Below are 15972 nucleotides of genomic sequence, written 5' to 3' on the forward strand. Positions count from 1 at the left end.
TCATGAAGATCCTGCTGCCGACCAGCACCGACCTCGCCCCCGCCCTCCCGGACGGCTGGGAGGGCGTCGCCGTGGACGCGCGCGCCGAGATCCCCGCCGAGCACCGCGACGCCGAGGCGATCGTGCTGTGGGCGCCCTCCCGCCGCCATCTCGCCTCCGCCGCCGCCCTGCCACGGCTGCGCCTGGTGCAGTCGCTCTCCGCGGGGGTGGAGAACATCGTCACCGCGGGCTTCGCCGAGGAGGTGCCGATCACCACCGGCGCCGGCCTGCACTCCCTCACCGTCGCCGAGCACACCGTCGGCCTGGTGCTCGCGCTGCTGCGCTCCCTGCCCGAGTCCCTGGCTGCGCAGGCCGAGCACCGCTGGGCCGGGGAGATCGGCGGACCGCAGCCGCTGAACCCGCCCGAGAAGCTGAACTCCCTGGTCGGCGCGCGGGTGCTGGTCTGGGGCTTCGGTGAGATCGGCCAGACCGTCGCGCCCGTCCTCGCGGGCCTCGGCGCCGAGGTGCGGGGCGTGGCCCGCAGCGCGGGGGAGCGGGCCGGATTCCCCGTCGTCGCCGAGTCCGAGGTGGCCGCCGAGCTGCCCGGCACCGACGTGGTCATCGACATCCTGCCCGGAGGCGACGCCACCCATCACGCGATCGACGCCGCCGTGCTGGAGGCCCTGCCGGACCGCGCCGTCCTGGTGAACGTCGGCCGCGGCACCACCGTGGACCCCGTCGCCCTGCGCGCGGCCCTGGAGGCCGGGACGCTGGGCGGCGCCGGGCTGGACGTCACCGACCCCGAGCCGCTGCCGGCCGAGGACCCGCTGTGGGACGCGCCGCGCCTGATCATCACCCCGCATTCCGCGGGCGGGAAGCCCGTCGGCGCGGACACCCGGATCACCGAGAACCTGCGTCGCCTGGACGCGGGGGAGGAGTTGCTGCACCTCGCGGCCCGCTGACCCCGCCCGCCGGGTCCTGCCGTCTGGGCTCAGCCGGCCGTGTGCCCCGTGGCCAGGGCCTCGACGGCGCGGGCGGAGGTCTCCGCGACCACGTCCAGCTCCAGGTGGAACTGCTGACCGGCCGCCGGGCCGCACAGGTCCGAGACCGCCCGCAGCGCCGTGAAGGGCACCCCGAACGCCTCAGCGGCACGCGCGTGGGCCGTGGTCTCCATGTCCGCGCTGAGCGCCTCGGGGAAGCGGTCCCGCATCGGCGCGGCGATGTCCGCGGTGACGAAGGCGTCCCCGGCCAGCATCAGCCCCGACCGCACCGCCGGATCCCCGTCCAGGCTCTCCGCGGCCATGCGGGCGCGGGCGGCCAGGTCCGCGTCGGCGTGATGGCGCACGGGACCGCCCGGCACCTGCCCGGGGGCGTAGCCGAAGGCCGTCGCGTCGGCGATGGACCAGGTGAAGTACTCCCCGACGATCACGGTGCCCACCTCCATGTCGGCGGCGAGGCCCCCGCAGGAGCCGGCCGAGACCAGCGCGCGCGGGGCCAGCGTCAGCAGCGCCCAGGTGCTCGCCGTCGTCGCCGCGGCCACGCCGATGCCGCTGGTCAGCACCACCGTGTCGGCGCCGCCGAGACGACCGCGCACCGCCGCCACCGGCTCCGGCAGCGGGCAGGGCAGCGGCGCGGCGTCCTCCAGGCGGGCGAGCAGCGGGGCCGCCTCCTCGGGCATCGCGACCACCACCAGCAGGGGACCGTCGGCAGCAGGGGCGATGGCAGGGGCGGGGGAGGCGGCATCGTGCATGGCGCCAGGCTACGGGAGCGGGCGGATGCCCCCTGCGCACGGGACACCCTGCCGCGCGGGGCCCCGGCCCTCCGCCCCGGGAGCGTGCAGGGAGGTTCGTTAGGCTGGGCGCATCGGCATCGAGGCGGCCCGTGGGCCGCGGACAGGAGGCAGTGATGGGTCGCATCCGGGACGCCGTGGTGACGGGCGCACGCACGGTCAGCCGCATCCCGATCCCCTCCGTGGTCTCCCTGCCGGCGCTGCGCGAGGCACGCCGCGCGCTGCCCCCGGGCGACGTGCAGAAGCGCCACGGCGTCGAGGTCGAGATGATCGGCCGCACCCGCTGCGTATGGCTCGACGGCCACCGCGCCGACCAGGGCGTGATCGTCCACCTGCACGGCGGTGCCTTCGTCTCCGGCCCCTTCGCGTCCGACTGGGCCTGGCTCTCCCGTCAGGCCGAGGCCCGCGGCTGCGCCGCCCTCATGGTCGACTACCGCACCGCCCCCGACCACCAGCACCCCATCGCCCTGGACGACACCGAGGCCGTGCTCGACGCGCTCGCCGCCGACGGCCGCCTCGCCGCGGCGCCCTGGGTGCTCAGCGGCCAGCACGCCGGCGGCGGCCTCGCCCTCACCGTCGCCCACCGCCTGCGCGAGCGGGGGGACGTGCCCGCCCCGGTGGCCGTGGTCGCCGTCTCCCCCTGGCTCGACATGGAGCTGGCCAACGCCGGGATCACCGAGACCACCGGCCAGGCCGACCCGGTGCACGAGCGCCGCCTGCTGCGCGACGCCGCCCGCAGCTACGCCGGCCGCACCGACCTCGCCGACCCGCTGCTGTCCCCGCTGCACGCCCAGCTCACCGGCCTGCCGCCGGTGCACCTGAGCGTCGGCACCAAGGACCTGTTCCTCTCCGAGGTCCGCATCGTGCGCCTGCAGCTCGAGGAGGAGGGCGTCGCCGTGACCTACCGCGAGGTGGCCGGCAAGCTGGGCCTGCAGTGGTTCCCGCGGCGCGGGGAGGACATCGACCGGCTGCACCGGGAGCAGGCCGCCGTCATCGGGCGGGCGCTGGGGCGCTGAGTCCCACCGACGCCGGGAGGGCCGGGGGCACCGGCCGCACCGCCGCCGGGCGGAGGCCCCGGACCATCAGCCCTCGACGATCACCAGCACTGGGGGCTCCTCCGGCTGCAGCTCCCAGCGCCGCTCCGGCAGCAGCTGGATCACGCCGCCGACCAGCATCGCCTGGCCCACGATGTAGGTGAACATCACCCAGACCGTGGAGTAGCCGATCGAGGCTCCCGGCAGGAACCAGGTCATCGCCAGCACCGAGCTGGACAGCAGGAACAGCGTGCCCCCGGTCCAGGTCATGCCGTTGCCGCCCGAGGACAGGAAGGCCATCGTGGCCAGGGCGATCGCGTAGGCCGCCACCAGCGGCAGCAGCGGCCCGGCGCCGTCGGCGCAGGCCAGGAACAGGCCGATCACCACCGCGCCGTAGGGTATCGCGAGCGCCAGCCGCAGCGGGTCGCGGTTGGTGCGCCACAGCGGCATCAGCGCCACCGAGTAGCAGATGATCGCCAGCAGGAAGAACTCCGCCGAGATCTGCTGCACCGCCTCCGGGGCGACCTGGCTCAGGGAGTCCCCGGCCGTCGCGGAGATCAGGCCGATCGCCATGAAGGTGGTGATGCGGGTCAGCCGCGGCGCGGCGGTGAGCAGGGCCGCCAGCAGCACCGGGGCCAGCATCATCTGGGTGGTCCGCTGCAGCACCGCGAGGTCGCCGAGGATCGCCCCCAGATGGGTCACGCCGATCACGGCGTAGGCCACCCAGAGGGCGGTGACGGCACTGCGGGAGGGACTCACCTCCCCAGGCTAGGGACCGGCCCCGGGGTGCGGCCAGACAGATTGCCGGGGATGTCGCTCACGGTTACATAACGGCTGGACACGGTCGCATAACGCGGTCCTGATGCTTGAAGATGAAACGGTTGGAACTCGCGCTCACATCTGCTGCGGAGCGCGCACGCCGAGGGCGTCCAGTCCCTCCACGAGGACCCGCTCGGCGAGCGTCGCCAGGGCCAGCCGGCCCGCCCGGACCTGTTCGTCGGACTCCTTGAGGATCGGCGAGGCGTCGTAGAAGGCGGTGAAGGCCTGCGCGAGGGAGAACAGGTAGGCGCACAGCCTGTGGGGCTCGAAGTCGGCGCCCACCTGCTCCAGCGTCGGCCCGTACTCCAGCAGCGTCAGCGCCAGGGCGCGCTCGGCGTCGTTCTCGACCCGCGGGGCGGCGCCGTCCGCGGTGATGCCCTGGGCGGCGGCCTTGCGGGCGATCGAGCGGATCCGCGCCACCGCGTACTGCAGGTACGGCGCGGTGTTGCCTGTCAGCGCCAGCATCCGGTCCAGGTCGAAGGTGTAGTCCGAGTCGTGCGCGGTGGAGAGGTCCGCGTACTTCACGCCGCCGATGCCGATGGCGTGCGCGATCGAGGCGCGCTCGTCGTCGGGCAGGTCGGGACGCAGCTCGTCGATCACGCCGCGGGCGGTGGCCGTGGCCTCCTCCAGCAGCGCCATCAGCCGGAGCGAGGCGCCCGAGCGGGTGCGCAGGATCTTGCCGTCCTCGCCCAGCACGGAGCCGATCTTCACGTGGGTCGCCTCGACCTCGGCGGGCAGCCAGCCGGCCGCCCGGGCGGTGGCGAAGACCATCTGGAAGTGCAGCTCCTGCGCGGTGCCGACGACGTAGGCGATGCGGTCCGCCCCCAGATCGTGCACGCGATGGCGGATCGCCGCGAGGTCCGTGGTGGCGTAGCCGTAGCCGCCGTCGGACTTGCGCACGATCAGCGGCAGCGGCTGCTCGTCGCGGCCCGTGAAGCCCTCCGGGAAGACGCACAGCGCGCCGTCGGAGATCCGGGCGATGCCGTCCTCCTCGAGGTCCGCGCAGACGCTCTCGAGCTGGTCGTTGTAGGTGGACTCGCCGGCCAGGTCCGCGTCCGTCAGGGTCACGTCCAGCATGTCGTAGATGCGGTGGAAGTAGCCCTTGGACAGCTCCACGAGGTGCGTCCAGATGCGCAGGCTCTCTGCGTCGCCCGACTGCAGGGTCGCCACGCGCCGGCGGGCCCGGGAGGCGAAGTCGGAGCCGTCCGCGGCCTTGCCCGCCGCCTCGGCGGCGTCGAACTTGGCGCGGGCCGCCTGGTAGAAGGCATTGGGGTCGGTGACCAGCAGCTCCGCCTCGGAGCCGTCCTCGCCCACCTCGAGCAGGTGCTCGATGAGCATGCCGAAAGGGGTGCCCCAGTCGCCGATGTGGTTCTGGCGGATCACTCGGTGGCCGAGCTTCTCCAGGGTGCGGGCCAGGGCGTCGCCCACCACGGTGGTGCGCAGGTGGCCGACGTGCATCTCCTTGGCGACGTTCGGCGCGGAGTAGTCCACCACCACGGTGTCCGCGTGCTCCGGCACCGGGGCGCCCAGGCGCTCGTCCCCGGCCAGCTCGGCGGCCTGCGCGGCGACCCAGTCGGTGCGCAGGCGGATGTTCAGGAAACCCGGCCCCGCGATCTCCGGCGTCTCGGCGATGTCCGTCAGGTCGACGGCGTCGAGGATGTCCTGGGCGATGTCGCGGGGCTTGCGGCCCAGGCGCTTCGCCAGGCCCATCGCGGCGTTGCACTGGAAGTCGGCGAACTGCGAGGGACGGATGATCGGATCCGCATCGGCGAATTCGGGCCCGAAGGCGGCGGCGAAGGCGGACTGGAAACGCTCGGTCAGCGCGATCTCGGGAGCAGGCATACTCCCAGGGTAATCGGGGTGCCGGGCGCGTCGCGGGGGCGGGAGCACCCTCGCGGAGGCGTCGGGGACGGGGGAGCCGGGGCTCAGGAACGGGGGATGGCCCCCCTTCCGTGTGTCGGGACCCCTTCCTAGGCTGGGGGCATGCGCGCACTCATCACCCTGATCCTGAACCTGATCTGGCTGGTCACCGCCGGATGGGCCCTGTTCCTGGGGTACCTGGTCGCCGGCGTGCTGGCCTGCCTGCTCATCATCACCATCCCCTTCGGTCTGGCCTCCTTCCGCATCGCCGGCTTCGTGATCTGGCCCTTCGGACGTGAGGTGGTCGACACCGGCCGCGGCGGCGCCATCGGCACCGTCGGCAACGTGATCTGGTTCGTCGTGGCCGGCTGGTGGCTGGCCCTCGGGCACGTCGTCACCGCCGTGGCCCAGGCGATCACCATCATCGGCCTGCCGCTGGCCTGGGCGAACATCAAGCTGATCCCGGTCACCTGCTTCCCCTTCGGCAAGGAGGTCGTCGACTCCGACGATCGCCGCGCCCAGATGCTGCCGACCGCCCGCTGAGCCCGCTCGGGGGCCGCGCCAGGACCGGCGTGGCCCGGGGTGCCGGGGCCCTCGACCCTGCCCCCGGCGATGAGCCCGTCCTGCCGCCGTGCCCGTCCTGGTCCCGCGGCACCGGGCGGCGACGGCTCCCTCACACCTGCCCGGTGCGCGGCGCGCCGCCCCGGGCATCTCCGGCACCCTCCCTAGACTTCCCGCAGACACGCCTGCGCACCCGCGCGGGCACGGCGCCACACCACGGGGGAGCAGGACTTATGGCCAGGGATCTGGACCGGGATCCGCACGAGGAGGAGAACCAGGACGCGGACTGGATCTTCGCCTCCTCGGATCCGCACACCCTCCCCACCGAGCGCCTCCCGGACCGCGCCGAGTTCGACCGCTACGCCGCGCCGCTGCTGGCCCGTCGCGCCGAGCCCAGCCTCCCCGAGGGTGGCGAGAGCCCCGCCCCCGGCGACCCCCGCGGCTCCTCGGACCCCCGCGGCGAGCAGCGCACCGAGGCCCCCGATCGCACCCGCACCGAGCAGGCACCGGACGCCCCCGCGCCCGCCGCGGACGAGCACGCCACCGTCGACCTCTCCCGCCTGGACCCCGCGGACCTCCGCCGCGGCGGCGCCGGCGACCTGCGCCGCAGCCCCTCCGGCGAGCGGCGCCCCCGCAAGCCCTGGGCGGGTGCCCCCGCGCCCGCCCTCGCCGGGGCCCGCCCCGGCACCGAGGACGCCCACGCCGAGCGCTCCCGCCCCGACGCCGAGCCGGACGCCGCCACCGGCGCCCTGCCCGCCCTGGACGAGGACGGCGAGGCCCCGGAGGAGCAGTCCCGCGAGGAGAAGCCCAGCTACGCCCGCTCCGGCACCACCCCCAACGCCGAGGAGCGCATCGACGAGCGCCTGGGCTGGATCTCCCTGCCCGAGCGCTTCCGCGCCATCGGCGTCTTCGACACCCTGCGCGACGTGCTCGCCCTGATCTGCCTGGTCTCGGCGCTGACCACCACCTTCACCCTCGGCGAGCTGCCGCTGCTGGACCTCGTCAGCCGCATCGCCATCGGGGTCTCCGTGGCCGCGATGCTCGCCGTGCACCTGCTGCGCTGGATCCCCTCCGAGCCGCCCCTGCGCCTCGTGCGCGGCGTGCGCTTCTTCGGCATGATGCCGGCGCTGCTCACCGCCCTCGGCGTCATCGTCGCCGACCTGGTGCTGTCGATCCCGGTGCTGTTCGCCTCCCTGCCCGAGGGGCCGCCCGTCGGCATCGGCGTCGGCGTCTCCCTGCTGCTGCTCGGCGCCCTGGTCGGCATCGAGCCCCGCGCCCACGAGGGCTACCTGCCCACCACCCGCGCCCGCGAGCGCTCCCGGCAGGCCCTCATCGGCATCGGCGTCGCCGCGGCCGTCTCCCTGCTCATCGCGCTGGTGATGATCGTGGGTCGCATCTTCACCACCGGCTGGGCGTACTCGCTGATGACCTTCGCCAGCGCCGTCGTCTCCGTGCTGCTGCTGCTCATCGTGCTGGCCTCGGCGCTGCTGCGGGACCGCTCCTGGTTCGTGTTCTGCACCGCCGCCGTCGGCGGACTGGTGATCGCGGCCTTGGCCGACAACACGCTGCGCCTGGAGTTCGCCACCCCGATCAGCTTCGCCACCGGCTACGTGTACCTGCCGTTCCTCTTCGCCGCATTCGGGCTGATGATCTCGCGGTCCTTCGTGCGCACCATGCCGATGTCCTTCCAGCGCCCCGACTGGCTGGTCTACACCGTGCGCGCCCTCGAGTTCAGCGTGATCATGCACGTCGCCGCCGTGTTCTGGCAGATCATGGCCGCCATCGCGGGCGGCTCCGAGGTCACCGCCGGCGGCACCGTGCTGCATCTGTTCGACGCCGCCATCTGCGCCAGCTTCGTCGTCGTCTCCCTGTTCGCGCGCCGCTCCCTGCTGGAGAAGCCGGCCGACCTCGCCCGCTCCAGCGGCGTCGTCGCCGGGGTGGTGCTGGTGGTCGTCGGCTTCCTCGACATCATCGTGAACTCCCTCGGTGCGGGCGCCGGCGCGGGCCTGACCACCGGCGGCGTGGCCCTCGCGATCGGCATCGCGGTGGCGCTCATGCTGACCGTGCCCGCCCCGGTGCGCGACGAGTTCGGTGCCCCCGACCTCGGCCAGATGTTCACCGACTTCCGGCTCCGCTCCGGCGGTCGCAGCCCCCTGTTCGACCGCGTTCCCGACGTCACCGAGGAGCGCTCCCGCAAGAAGGCCTTCCCCGGCGGCTGACCCGCGCGGGCGGCGCGCTCCCCGGGTGCCGCCCCGTCTCGTCCCCCCCCGGACGAGGGTCGGCGCGCTCCCTCGCAGCATCCCGCCCCCGCAGTCCCCTCCTCACCCCCCAGGACGGCCCCATGTTCCGCTGGACCCTGCACGGCGTCGGGCGATCCGTCGCCCCCGACGCGATCGTCGCCCCCGAGGAGCGGCTGGCCTGGCCGCTCACCATCGGCATCGGCGCCCAGCACGTGGTCGCCATGTTCGGCGCCACCTTCCTGGTGCCGCTGCTGACCGGCTTCCCGCCGTCCACCACCCTGCTGTTCTCCGGCATCGGCACCCTGCTGTTCCTGGTCATCACCCAGAACAAGGTGCCCAGCTACCTCGGCTCCTCCTTCGCCTTCATCGCCCCCATCACGGCCGCCACCGCCGCCGACTCGATGGGCGCGGCCCTCGGCGGGGTGATGGTCACCGGCGCCCTGCTGGCGCTGCTGGGCCTGCTCGTCTCCCGCATCGGCACCGCCTGGATCGGCGCGCTGATGCCTCCGGTGGTGATGGGCTCGATCGTCGCCCTGATCGGCTTCAACCTCGCCCCCACGGCCTACGAGAACTTCCAGCAGTCCGCCGTCACCGCCACCATCACGCTGTTCGCGGTGGTGCTGTGCACCGCCCTGTTCCGCGGCCTGCTGGGCCGGGTGTCCGTGCTGCTGGGCGTGCTGCTCGGCTACGGCGTGGCGGTCGCCCGCGGCGAGGTGGACTTCTCCTCCGTGCGCGAGGCCGCCTGGTTCGGTCTGCCCGAGTTCCACCACCCCACCGTCGAGCTCGGCCTGCTGCCGATGTTCCTGCCCGTGGTGCTGGTGCTGCTGGCGGAGAACGTCGGCCACGTGACCAGCGTCGGCCTGATGACCCGCCGCAACCTCGACCACATGGTGGGGCGGACCCTCGCCTCCGACGGCCTGGCGACCATGCTCTCCGCCGGCTTCGGCGGCTCCCCGACCACCACCTACGGCGAGAACATCGGCGTCATGAGCGCCACCCGCGTCTACTCCACCGCCGCCTACTGGGTGGCCGGCGTGGTCGCGATCCTGCTGTCGCTGTCCCCGAAGGTGGGCGCGGCGATCTTCACCATCCCCGCCGGGGTGCTGGGCGGCGTCACCTTCGTGCTGTACGGCCTGATCGGCATCGTCGGCGTGCGCATGTGGGTGGACGGCAAGGTCGACTTCTCCAAGCCCAAGAACCAGTTCACCGCGGGCGTCGCCCTGGTGGTCGGCATCGCCAACGTCACCTGGACCTTCGACGGCATCCAGCTCACCGGCATCGCGCTGGGCACCCTGGCGGCGCTGATCATCTACCACCTGATGACGCTGATCGGCCGCGCCACCGGCACCGACGCCGTCCACCAGGAGCCCGTGGCGCGCACCGGCGAGATCCCCGCCGTCCGCCCGGAGCACTGAGCCGGACGGGGAGGCGCACGCGCCGCCCCAGCGGTCCGCCCCGGCGCCCCCGATCGGTCCCGGCGGCTCCCGGCGGCCTTGTATTGGCCTGGCCCGGCCGACCTGGGCGCCTGCCCTCCCGGTCGGCCCATCCTTCCCCCGCCGCCCTCCCGAACGCCAACCTCTTCATTCGTGCGGGAATGGCGGCCCGAAGGCGCCATCGTGAAGAGTTCGGTGGGGGAGCGGCCGAGCCCGGCGTCGAGATCTGCGAACGGGTTGCTTCGGGGCGGTCAGGGCAACCCGAACGAAGATCTCGATGGCGAAGGGACGGTGGGGGAGGAGATGGGGAGAAGATGGGGCATGGCTGAACGGACATCGCCGACGCTGGTGATCCTGCGGGGGAACTCCGGCTCCGGGAAGTCGACGGTGGCGCGGCGGGTGCAGCGCTCCCTGCCGCGCGGGGAAGTGGCCGTGATCGGGCAGGACGTGGTGCGCCGGGACATGCTGTGGGAGCTCGACGAGCCCGGGCCGCAGACCCCGGGCCTGCTCCGGGCGATGGCCCGCCACTGCCTGGACCTGGGCCGACACACGATCCTGGAGGGGATCCTCGACGCCGAGCGCTACGGGGAGACGCTGCGCGGACTGTGCGCCGAGCACGAGGCGCGGGGCGGCTGGCGCCTGGTCGTGTACCTCGACGTCGGCCTGCCCGAGACCCTCCGCCGCCACGCCTCCAAGCCGCTCGCCGCCGAGGTCGGGGAGGACGAGGTGGCCTCCTGGTACCGCGAGCGCGACCTGCTCGGCACGCCCGGGGAGCTGGTGCTGGGGGAGGAGCACTCCGAGGACGCCCTGGTCGAGCGGCTCCTCGCCGAGCTCCCCAGTCGCTGAGCCGCGGCGAGCTCATCGTCACCTGGCGTGCCGCCCGGGCCGGTGCCCGCCTGCGGTATCACCGTTCCGGTCAACCCGCTCCCCTCCTCACCGAGCTCTTCGTGAATGCGCGAATGGGCACCCGAGCGCGCACTCCTGAAGAGCTCGGTGAGGAGATGGCGTGAGCAGGAGCAGGCGGAAGGGGTCGGGTGAGCCGGGCGGCCGGAGTCGGACGTAAGGCGCAGGGACGGCGTTTCGTTATTCGGTGAGGTAAGACTAAGCTTCCTTCGTGCCCACGCCGCCTCCCGTCCCCGCCGACCAGGCCGCGCCCGTCCCGCCGGTCCTCACGGGGGAGGGGCTAGAGCTCCGCTACGGGCGTGTGCCCGTCGTCCACGGCGTCGGCCTGACCCTGCGCCCCGGCACCGTCACCGCTCTGCTCGGCCCCAACGGCAGCGGCAAGTCCACCGTGCTGCGCTCCCTCGCCCGCCTCCACCCGCTCAGCGGCGGGGAGGTGCGCATCGTCGCCGGGGAGCACGGCGGCGTCGCGGCCCCGGGCGACACGAGCAGCGCGGCATCCTCCGAGGCCGTCGAGCGCAGCACCGCGCTGCTGTCCGCCAAGGACCTCGCCCGCTCGCTCACCCTGTTCACCCAGTCCCGCACCAGCCCCCAGGGCCTCTCCGTGCACGACGTCGTCGCCTTCGGCCGCCACCCCTACCGGCGCCGCTTCGCCGGCCTCTCCGCCGCCGACCGCGCCGCCATCGACCGTGCCATGACCCTCACCGGCATCACCGCCTTCGCCGGGCGCGGCATCGGCGAGCTCTCCGGCGGGGAGATGCAGCGCGTCTGGCTCGCCTCCTGCCTCGCCCAGGACACCGGCATCGTGCTGCTGGACGAGCCCACCAACCACCTCGACCTGCGCTACCAGATCGAGACGCTCGACCTCGTGCGCGACTCGCCGAGCTGCACGGCGTGGCCGTCGGTATCGTCCTGCACGACCTCGACCACGCCGCCCGCATCGCCGACCAGGTGATCCTGCTGCGCCGCGGTCACGTCCACGCCGCCGGCACCGCTGCCAAGGTCCTCACCGGCGCCCACCTCGGTGAGGTCTACGAGATCCCCGTCGAGGTCACGGCCGATCCCGGCAGCGGCCGTCTGCGCATCGACGCCCTCGGCCGCCACGGTGCCCGGCCCGCCGCTGCACCCGCCCCGGCCGATGCCGAGCCGTCGGCCGCCCCCACCGTCCCGGACCCCGGCGCCCCCGCGTCCGCCCCGGGCACCACCGCCCGCTGAGGGCACCCGTCCCGCTCGCCACCCCCGGAGGATCCCCATGAGCACGCCCGTCCGCCCCCGCCGCGCCGCGGCCACCGCCGCCACGGCCCTGGCCGCCCTGGCCCTCGCCGCCTGCGGCACCACCGACGTCGCCGAGGAGTCCGGCGCCGCCTCCGACGGCTCCGCGATCTCCGAGGACTGCGCCGCCGACACCACCGAGACCTCCACCGAGGCCGTCACCCTCACCGACGACTACGGCCGTACCGTCGAGCTGGACCAGCCCGCCGAGCGCGTCACCGACGTCGGCACGCGGCAGGAGCCCAGCATGGACGCCCTCGCCGGCGCCGACCTGGACCTGATCATCGTCGAGGCCACCGCCGAGGACGACCCGGTCATCGCGCAGCTCGAGGGGCTCGGCGTGCCCGTCCTCGCCACCCAGGGCGCCGACACGTCCGACCCGGTCACCCACATGACCGACCTGTTCTCCCTGATCGCCGAGGCCACCGGCCGCACCGAGCGCGCCGAGGTGGTCCTCGACGAGTTCGAGACCACCATCGCGGAGGCGAAGCAGCAGGTGGCCGACGCCGACCTGCCCACCACCGACTTCGTCTACCTCGACGGCTGGGTGGACGGCGGCAACGTCTCCATCCGCCCCTTCGGCGAGGGCGCCCTGTTCACCGCCCTCGGTGAGGAGCTGGGTCTGACCAACGCCTGGACCGAGGAGGTCGACCCCGTGTACGGCCTCGGCCAGACCGACATCGAGGGCCTGACCACCGTCGGCGACGCCAACCTGTTCTACACCGGCACGGAGGACGGCGAGGACAGCTACGTCACCCAGCTGGAGAGCAACGAGCTGTGGACCTCGATGCCCGCCGTCGAGGAGGGCCGCGCCCATGCCTTCCCCTCCGGCATCTGGACCTTCGGCGGCCCCCGCTCCTCGGAGCAGGCCATCGAGGCCTACGTCGACGTGATCTCCGGATCGTGACCGCCGCAGGGGGCCGGGCCGCCGTCGGCATCCCCGGGATGCTGGCCGGCCTGGCCACCCTGCTCGGCCTCGCCCTCGTCCTGATGCTGGCGGGCATGTGGCACCTCACCCAGGGCACCTCCGGCATCGGTATGGGTGACCTGCTCGCCGAGGCCGCGGGGGAGCGCAGCAGCGTGGACGGCGTGGCCGTGCACGACGTGGTGATCGCCTCCCGCCTGCCCCGGCTGCTGGCCGGGGTGGCCGTCGGCCTCGCGCTCGGCGTGGCCGGGACGCTGCTGCAGTCGATCGCCCGCAACGCCCTGGCCGCGCCCGACACCCTCGCAGTGACCGCCGGCTCCTACTTCACGCTGACCCTGGTGGCGGCGCTCGGCCTGGCCGTGCCGCTGTGGGCCTCCTCCACGGTGGCCTTCCTCGGCGGCCTCGTCGCCGCCGGGCTGGTGCTGGCCCTGGCGGGGGGCGCCGGCACCTCCACCACCCGGCTGATCCTGGCCGGCTCCGCCGTGGCGATGGCGCTGCAGGCCGGCACCTCGATGCTGCTGATCCTCTTCGAGGAGGAGACGACGGGGCTGTACGCCTGGGGCAGCGGCTCCCTCTCCCAGCTGAACCTCACCGCCTCCCTGCGCGCCCTGCCGGTGATCGCCCTGGTCGTGATCGGGGCGCTGCTGCTCGCGCGGCGCCTGGACGTGCTGGGCCTCGGCGACGATGCGGCCGCCTCCCTCGGGGTGCCGCTGCGCTCCACCCGGGTGCTGGCCGTGCTCGCCGCCGTGCTGCTGACCAGCACCGCCGTCACCGTCGCCGGCCCCATCGCCTTCGTCGGGCTCGGTGCGCCGGTGCTGGCGCGGCTGCTCGGCTCCCTGATCCGCTCCCTGCACCGGCACCTGCTGTTGATCCCCGCCGCCGGGCTGGTGGGCGCCCTGGTGGTGGTGCTGGCCGACGCGGTGCTGCGCGCGATCCTCGGCGCCCAGGAGGCCGCCTCCATTCCCACCGGCATCCCCACCGCCCTGCTGGGGGCGCTCGTGATCGTGCTGCTCGCGCGGCGCCTGCAGGACTCCGGACCCGCCCAGCAGCCGCCGCAGGCCCGCACCGGGCTGCGCTCGACCCGCCGCTTCTGGATCGTCCTCGCGATCACCGCGGCGGCCTGCGTGGGTGTCGCGGTGCTGGGGCTGCTCGCCGGGAGTCTCTGGCTGCGCCTCGGCGACGTGGTGCTGTGGGCCCAGGGCGGCGCCCCCGACCTGGTGGCGCGGGCGCTGGGGGAGCGGCTGCCCCGCATGAGCGCCGCCGTGCTGGCCGGTGCGGCGCTGGCGCTGGCCGGCTGCGTCGTGCAGTCCACGGTGCGCAATCCGCTGGCCGAGCCGGGGCTGCTGGGCATCACCGCCGGCGCCGGCTTCGGAGCGGCCGTGGTGGTGACCTCCCTGGGCGGTGCCCGCGCGCTGATGGTGCTGGTGGCGGTCCTGGCCGGGGTCGGCACCTTCGCGCTGATCTCCGTGCTGGCCTGGCGCGGCGGGCTGATGCCGGAGCGCTTCGTGCTGATCGGCATCGGTGTGGGGTATGGCCTGAGCGCGCTGACGACCTTCGTGCTGCTGCGGTCGAACCCCTACGACACCCCGCGCCTGCTGACCTGGCTCTCGGGCACCACCTACGGCCGCACCCTGGCCGACGTGGCGCCCGTGGCGGTGGCGCTGCTGGTCACCCTGCCGATCCTGCTGCTCGTGCACCGCGAGCTGGACCTGCTCACCATCGACGAGGACACCCCGCGCATCCTCGGGGTGCGGCTGGAGCGGGCCCGCTTCGGCGTGCTCGGCCTGGCGGCGGCGCTCGCCGCGATCAGCGTGGTGGCCGTGGGCGTGGTGGGCTTCGTGGGCCTGGTCGCCCCGCACCTGGCGCGGGCCCTGGTCGGCGGGCGGCACCTGCGGGCGATCCCGGTGGCGATGCTGTTGGGCGGGATTCTGGTGGGCCTGGCCGACGCCCTCGGCCGCACCGTGATCGCGCCCGCCCAGGTGCCCGCGGGCCTGCTGGTGGCGATCATCGGCGCCCCCTACTTCGTCTGGCTGCTCTGGCGCTCCCGCGCCTGAGCGGTCAGGGCCCTTGGAGCAGGGCGAAGAGGTCGCGGGGGTCCGGGGGATCGGCGACCAGCTGCACCGGGGTGACCAGGTCCGTGCCGGCGGTGGCGGCGTGGGCGAGGCGCAGCACCGAGAAGTCGGCCAGGGCGAAGCCCACCGAATCGAACAGCGTGACCTCCTCCGGCCCGCCGCGCCCGGTCGCCCGGCCCTCCAGCACCTCGGCCAGCTCGGTCACCGGGTGCTCGGCCGGCAGCTGCTGGATCTCGCCCTCGATGCGGGTCTGCGGGGCGTACTCCACCACGATACGATCCACCGCCGTGAGCACCCCGGGGTCGAGCTCGGTCTTGCCGGGGCAGTCCCCGCCGATCGCGTTCAGGTGCAGGCCGGGCCGCAGGTGCTCCGGACGCAGCACCGCCTGCCGCGCCTTTGCGGCGGTGCAGGTGGTGACCACGTCCGCGTCCTCCAGCGCCTCCTCGACGCTGCCCGCCGCGTGCACGCTGAGGCCCCGCGGTGCGAGGTGTCCGCGCAGCGCCTCGACCGCGGCGGGGTCGAGGTCGAACGCCCGCACCTGGTCCAGGCCGAGCACGGCGCGCAGGGCGAGGGCCTGGAAGGCGGCCTGCGAACCGGCGCCGATCATCGCGTGCACCCGGGCGCAGGGACGCGCCATCTCCCGCGCGGCCAGGGCGGACATGGCGGCGGTGCGCAGCGCGGTCAGCAGGGTCATCTCGGCCAGCAGCAGCGGGTACCCGGTGGCGACGTCGGCATAGGCGCCGAAGGCGGTGACGGTCTGCAGGCCGCGGGCAGGGTTGCCGGGGTGGCCGTTGACGTACTTGAAGGCGAAGTGCTCGCCGTCCGAGACGGGCATCAGCTCGATCACCCCGATCGCGGTGTGGCTGGCGATGCGCGGCGACTTCTCCACCCGGTCCCAGCGCGACCAGTCCTCCTCCAGGGCCGTGACCAGGCGCGCGAGTACGGTCTCGACTCCGTCGCGGCGCAGCCAGGCGGCCACGCCGGGCACGTCCAGCAGCGGCACCCGGGTGCTGGGCCCGGGGGAGGCGGCGCGCGGGCCGGGGGCGTCGGGGGTGGAGGACATCAGCGTCTCCTCTCGCAGGGGCCGG

Annotated in this window: 14 protein-coding genes; 10 read left to right on the forward strand and 4 right to left on the reverse strand. The window is 74.3% G+C overall.

The genetic code is table 11. The features are described 5' to 3' along the window. Positions 1 to 2 precede the first annotated feature (2 nt). The gene (locus OM98_RS05880; protein ID WP_010533674.1) at positions 3 to 941 is read left to right on the forward strand and encodes an NAD(P)-dependent oxidoreductase; all 939 of its coding nucleotides are present in this window, start codon (positions 3 to 5) and stop codon (positions 939 to 941) included. Positions 942 to 970: 29 nt separating this feature from the next. Here OM98_RS05880 and mtnN read toward each other — a convergent pair whose 3' ends face one another. Then, positions 971 to 1729 (reverse strand): 5'-methylthioadenosine/S-adenosylhomocysteine nucleosidase, encoded by a 759-nt coding sequence (gene mtnN / locus OM98_RS05885; RefSeq protein ID WP_010533675.1) that lies wholly within the window; start codon positions 1727 to 1729, stop codon positions 971 to 973. 155 nt (positions 1730 to 1884) lie between these two features. On the opposite strand from mtnN, the gene OM98_RS05890 reads away from it, so the two are divergent. Beyond that, entirely contained in the window at positions 1885 to 2784 is a 900-nt protein-coding gene (locus OM98_RS05890) for an alpha/beta hydrolase fold domain-containing protein (RefSeq protein ID WP_010533676.1), read from the forward strand. Between the two features lie 66 nt (positions 2785 to 2850). On the opposite strand, the gene OM98_RS05895 is transcribed toward OM98_RS05890, so the two are convergent. Both OM98_RS05895 and argS read right to left on the reverse strand, forming a co-directional pair. Next, positions 2851 to 3561 (reverse strand): lysoplasmalogenase family protein, encoded by a 711-nt coding sequence (locus OM98_RS05895; protein WP_010533677.1) that lies wholly within the window; start codon positions 3559 to 3561, stop codon positions 2851 to 2853. A 135-nt stretch (positions 3562 to 3696) separates the two neighbouring features. Further along, positions 3697 to 5463, reverse strand: a complete 1767-nt coding sequence (argS, locus tag OM98_RS05900) for an arginine--tRNA ligase (RefSeq protein ID WP_010533678.1) — start codon at positions 5461 to 5463, stop codon at positions 3697 to 3699. A gap of 141 nt (positions 5464 to 5604) precedes the next feature. Here argS and OM98_RS05905 point away from each other — a divergent pair, with 141 nt between their 5' ends. The 8 genes from OM98_RS05905 to OM98_RS05935 all read left to right on the forward strand — a co-directional run bounded on the left by OM98_RS05905 (position 5605) and on the right by OM98_RS05935 (position 14866). Further along, the gene (locus OM98_RS05905; protein ID WP_010533679.1) at positions 5605 to 6024 is read left to right on the forward strand and encodes a YccF domain-containing protein; all 420 of its coding nucleotides are present in this window, start codon (positions 5605 to 5607) and stop codon (positions 6022 to 6024) included. Between the two features lie 251 nt (positions 6025 to 6275). Continuing rightward, entirely contained in the window at positions 6276 to 8261 is a 1986-nt protein-coding gene (locus OM98_RS15985) for a DUF7937 domain-containing protein (RefSeq protein WP_010533680.1), read from the forward strand. A gap of 122 nt (positions 8262 to 8383) precedes the next feature. After that, the gene (locus OM98_RS05915; protein WP_010533681.1) at positions 8384 to 9697 is read left to right on the forward strand and encodes a uracil-xanthine permease family protein; all 1314 of its coding nucleotides are present in this window, start codon (positions 8384 to 8386) and stop codon (positions 9695 to 9697) included. 339 nt (positions 9698 to 10036) lie between these two features. Continuing rightward, positions 10037 to 10561 carry an AAA family ATPase gene (locus OM98_RS05920; protein WP_033194814.1) on the forward strand — a complete coding sequence of 175 codons (525 nt, stop codon included), beginning with the start codon at positions 10037 to 10039 and terminating at the stop codon, positions 10559 to 10561. Between the two features lie 268 nt (positions 10562 to 10829). After that, positions 10830 to 11570: an ABC transporter ATP-binding protein gene (locus tag OM98_RS16410; protein WP_342626424.1), complete on the forward strand. Its 741-nt coding sequence runs from the start codon at positions 10830 to 10832 to the stop codon at positions 11568 to 11570. After that, positions 11510 to 11830 carry an ATP-binding cassette domain-containing protein gene (locus OM98_RS16415; RefSeq protein ID WP_342626425.1) on the forward strand — a complete coding sequence of 107 codons (321 nt, stop codon included), beginning with the start codon at positions 11510 to 11512 and terminating at the stop codon, positions 11828 to 11830. The genes OM98_RS16410 and OM98_RS16415 overlap by 61 nt, the downstream gene beginning before the upstream one ends. A 37-nt stretch (positions 11831 to 11867) precedes the next feature. Continuing rightward, a complete protein-coding gene (locus OM98_RS05930) occupies positions 11868 to 12794 on the forward strand; it encodes an ABC transporter substrate-binding protein (RefSeq protein ID WP_010533683.1) in 927 nt (308 codons plus the stop codon). 38 nt (positions 12795 to 12832) lie between these two features. Next, complete coding sequence (locus OM98_RS05935; protein WP_083837722.1) at positions 12833 to 14866, forward strand: iron ABC transporter permease; 2034 nt, start codon at positions 12833 to 12835, stop codon at positions 14864 to 14866. Positions 14867 to 14870: 4 nt separating this feature from the next. Here OM98_RS05935 and OM98_RS05940 read toward each other — a convergent pair whose 3' ends face one another. Continuing rightward, on the reverse strand, positions 14871 to 15947 hold the full coding sequence (locus OM98_RS05940; RefSeq protein ID WP_010533685.1) for an ornithine cyclodeaminase: 1077 nt from the start codon (positions 15945 to 15947) through the stop codon (positions 14871 to 14873). Between the last annotated feature and the right edge of the window lie 25 nt (positions 15948 to 15972).

Origin of the sequence: Brachybacterium squillarum M-6-3, assembly GCF_000225825.1 — a bacterium.
GTDB lineage: Bacteria > Actinomycetota > Actinomycetes > Actinomycetales > Dermabacteraceae > Brachybacterium > Brachybacterium squillarum.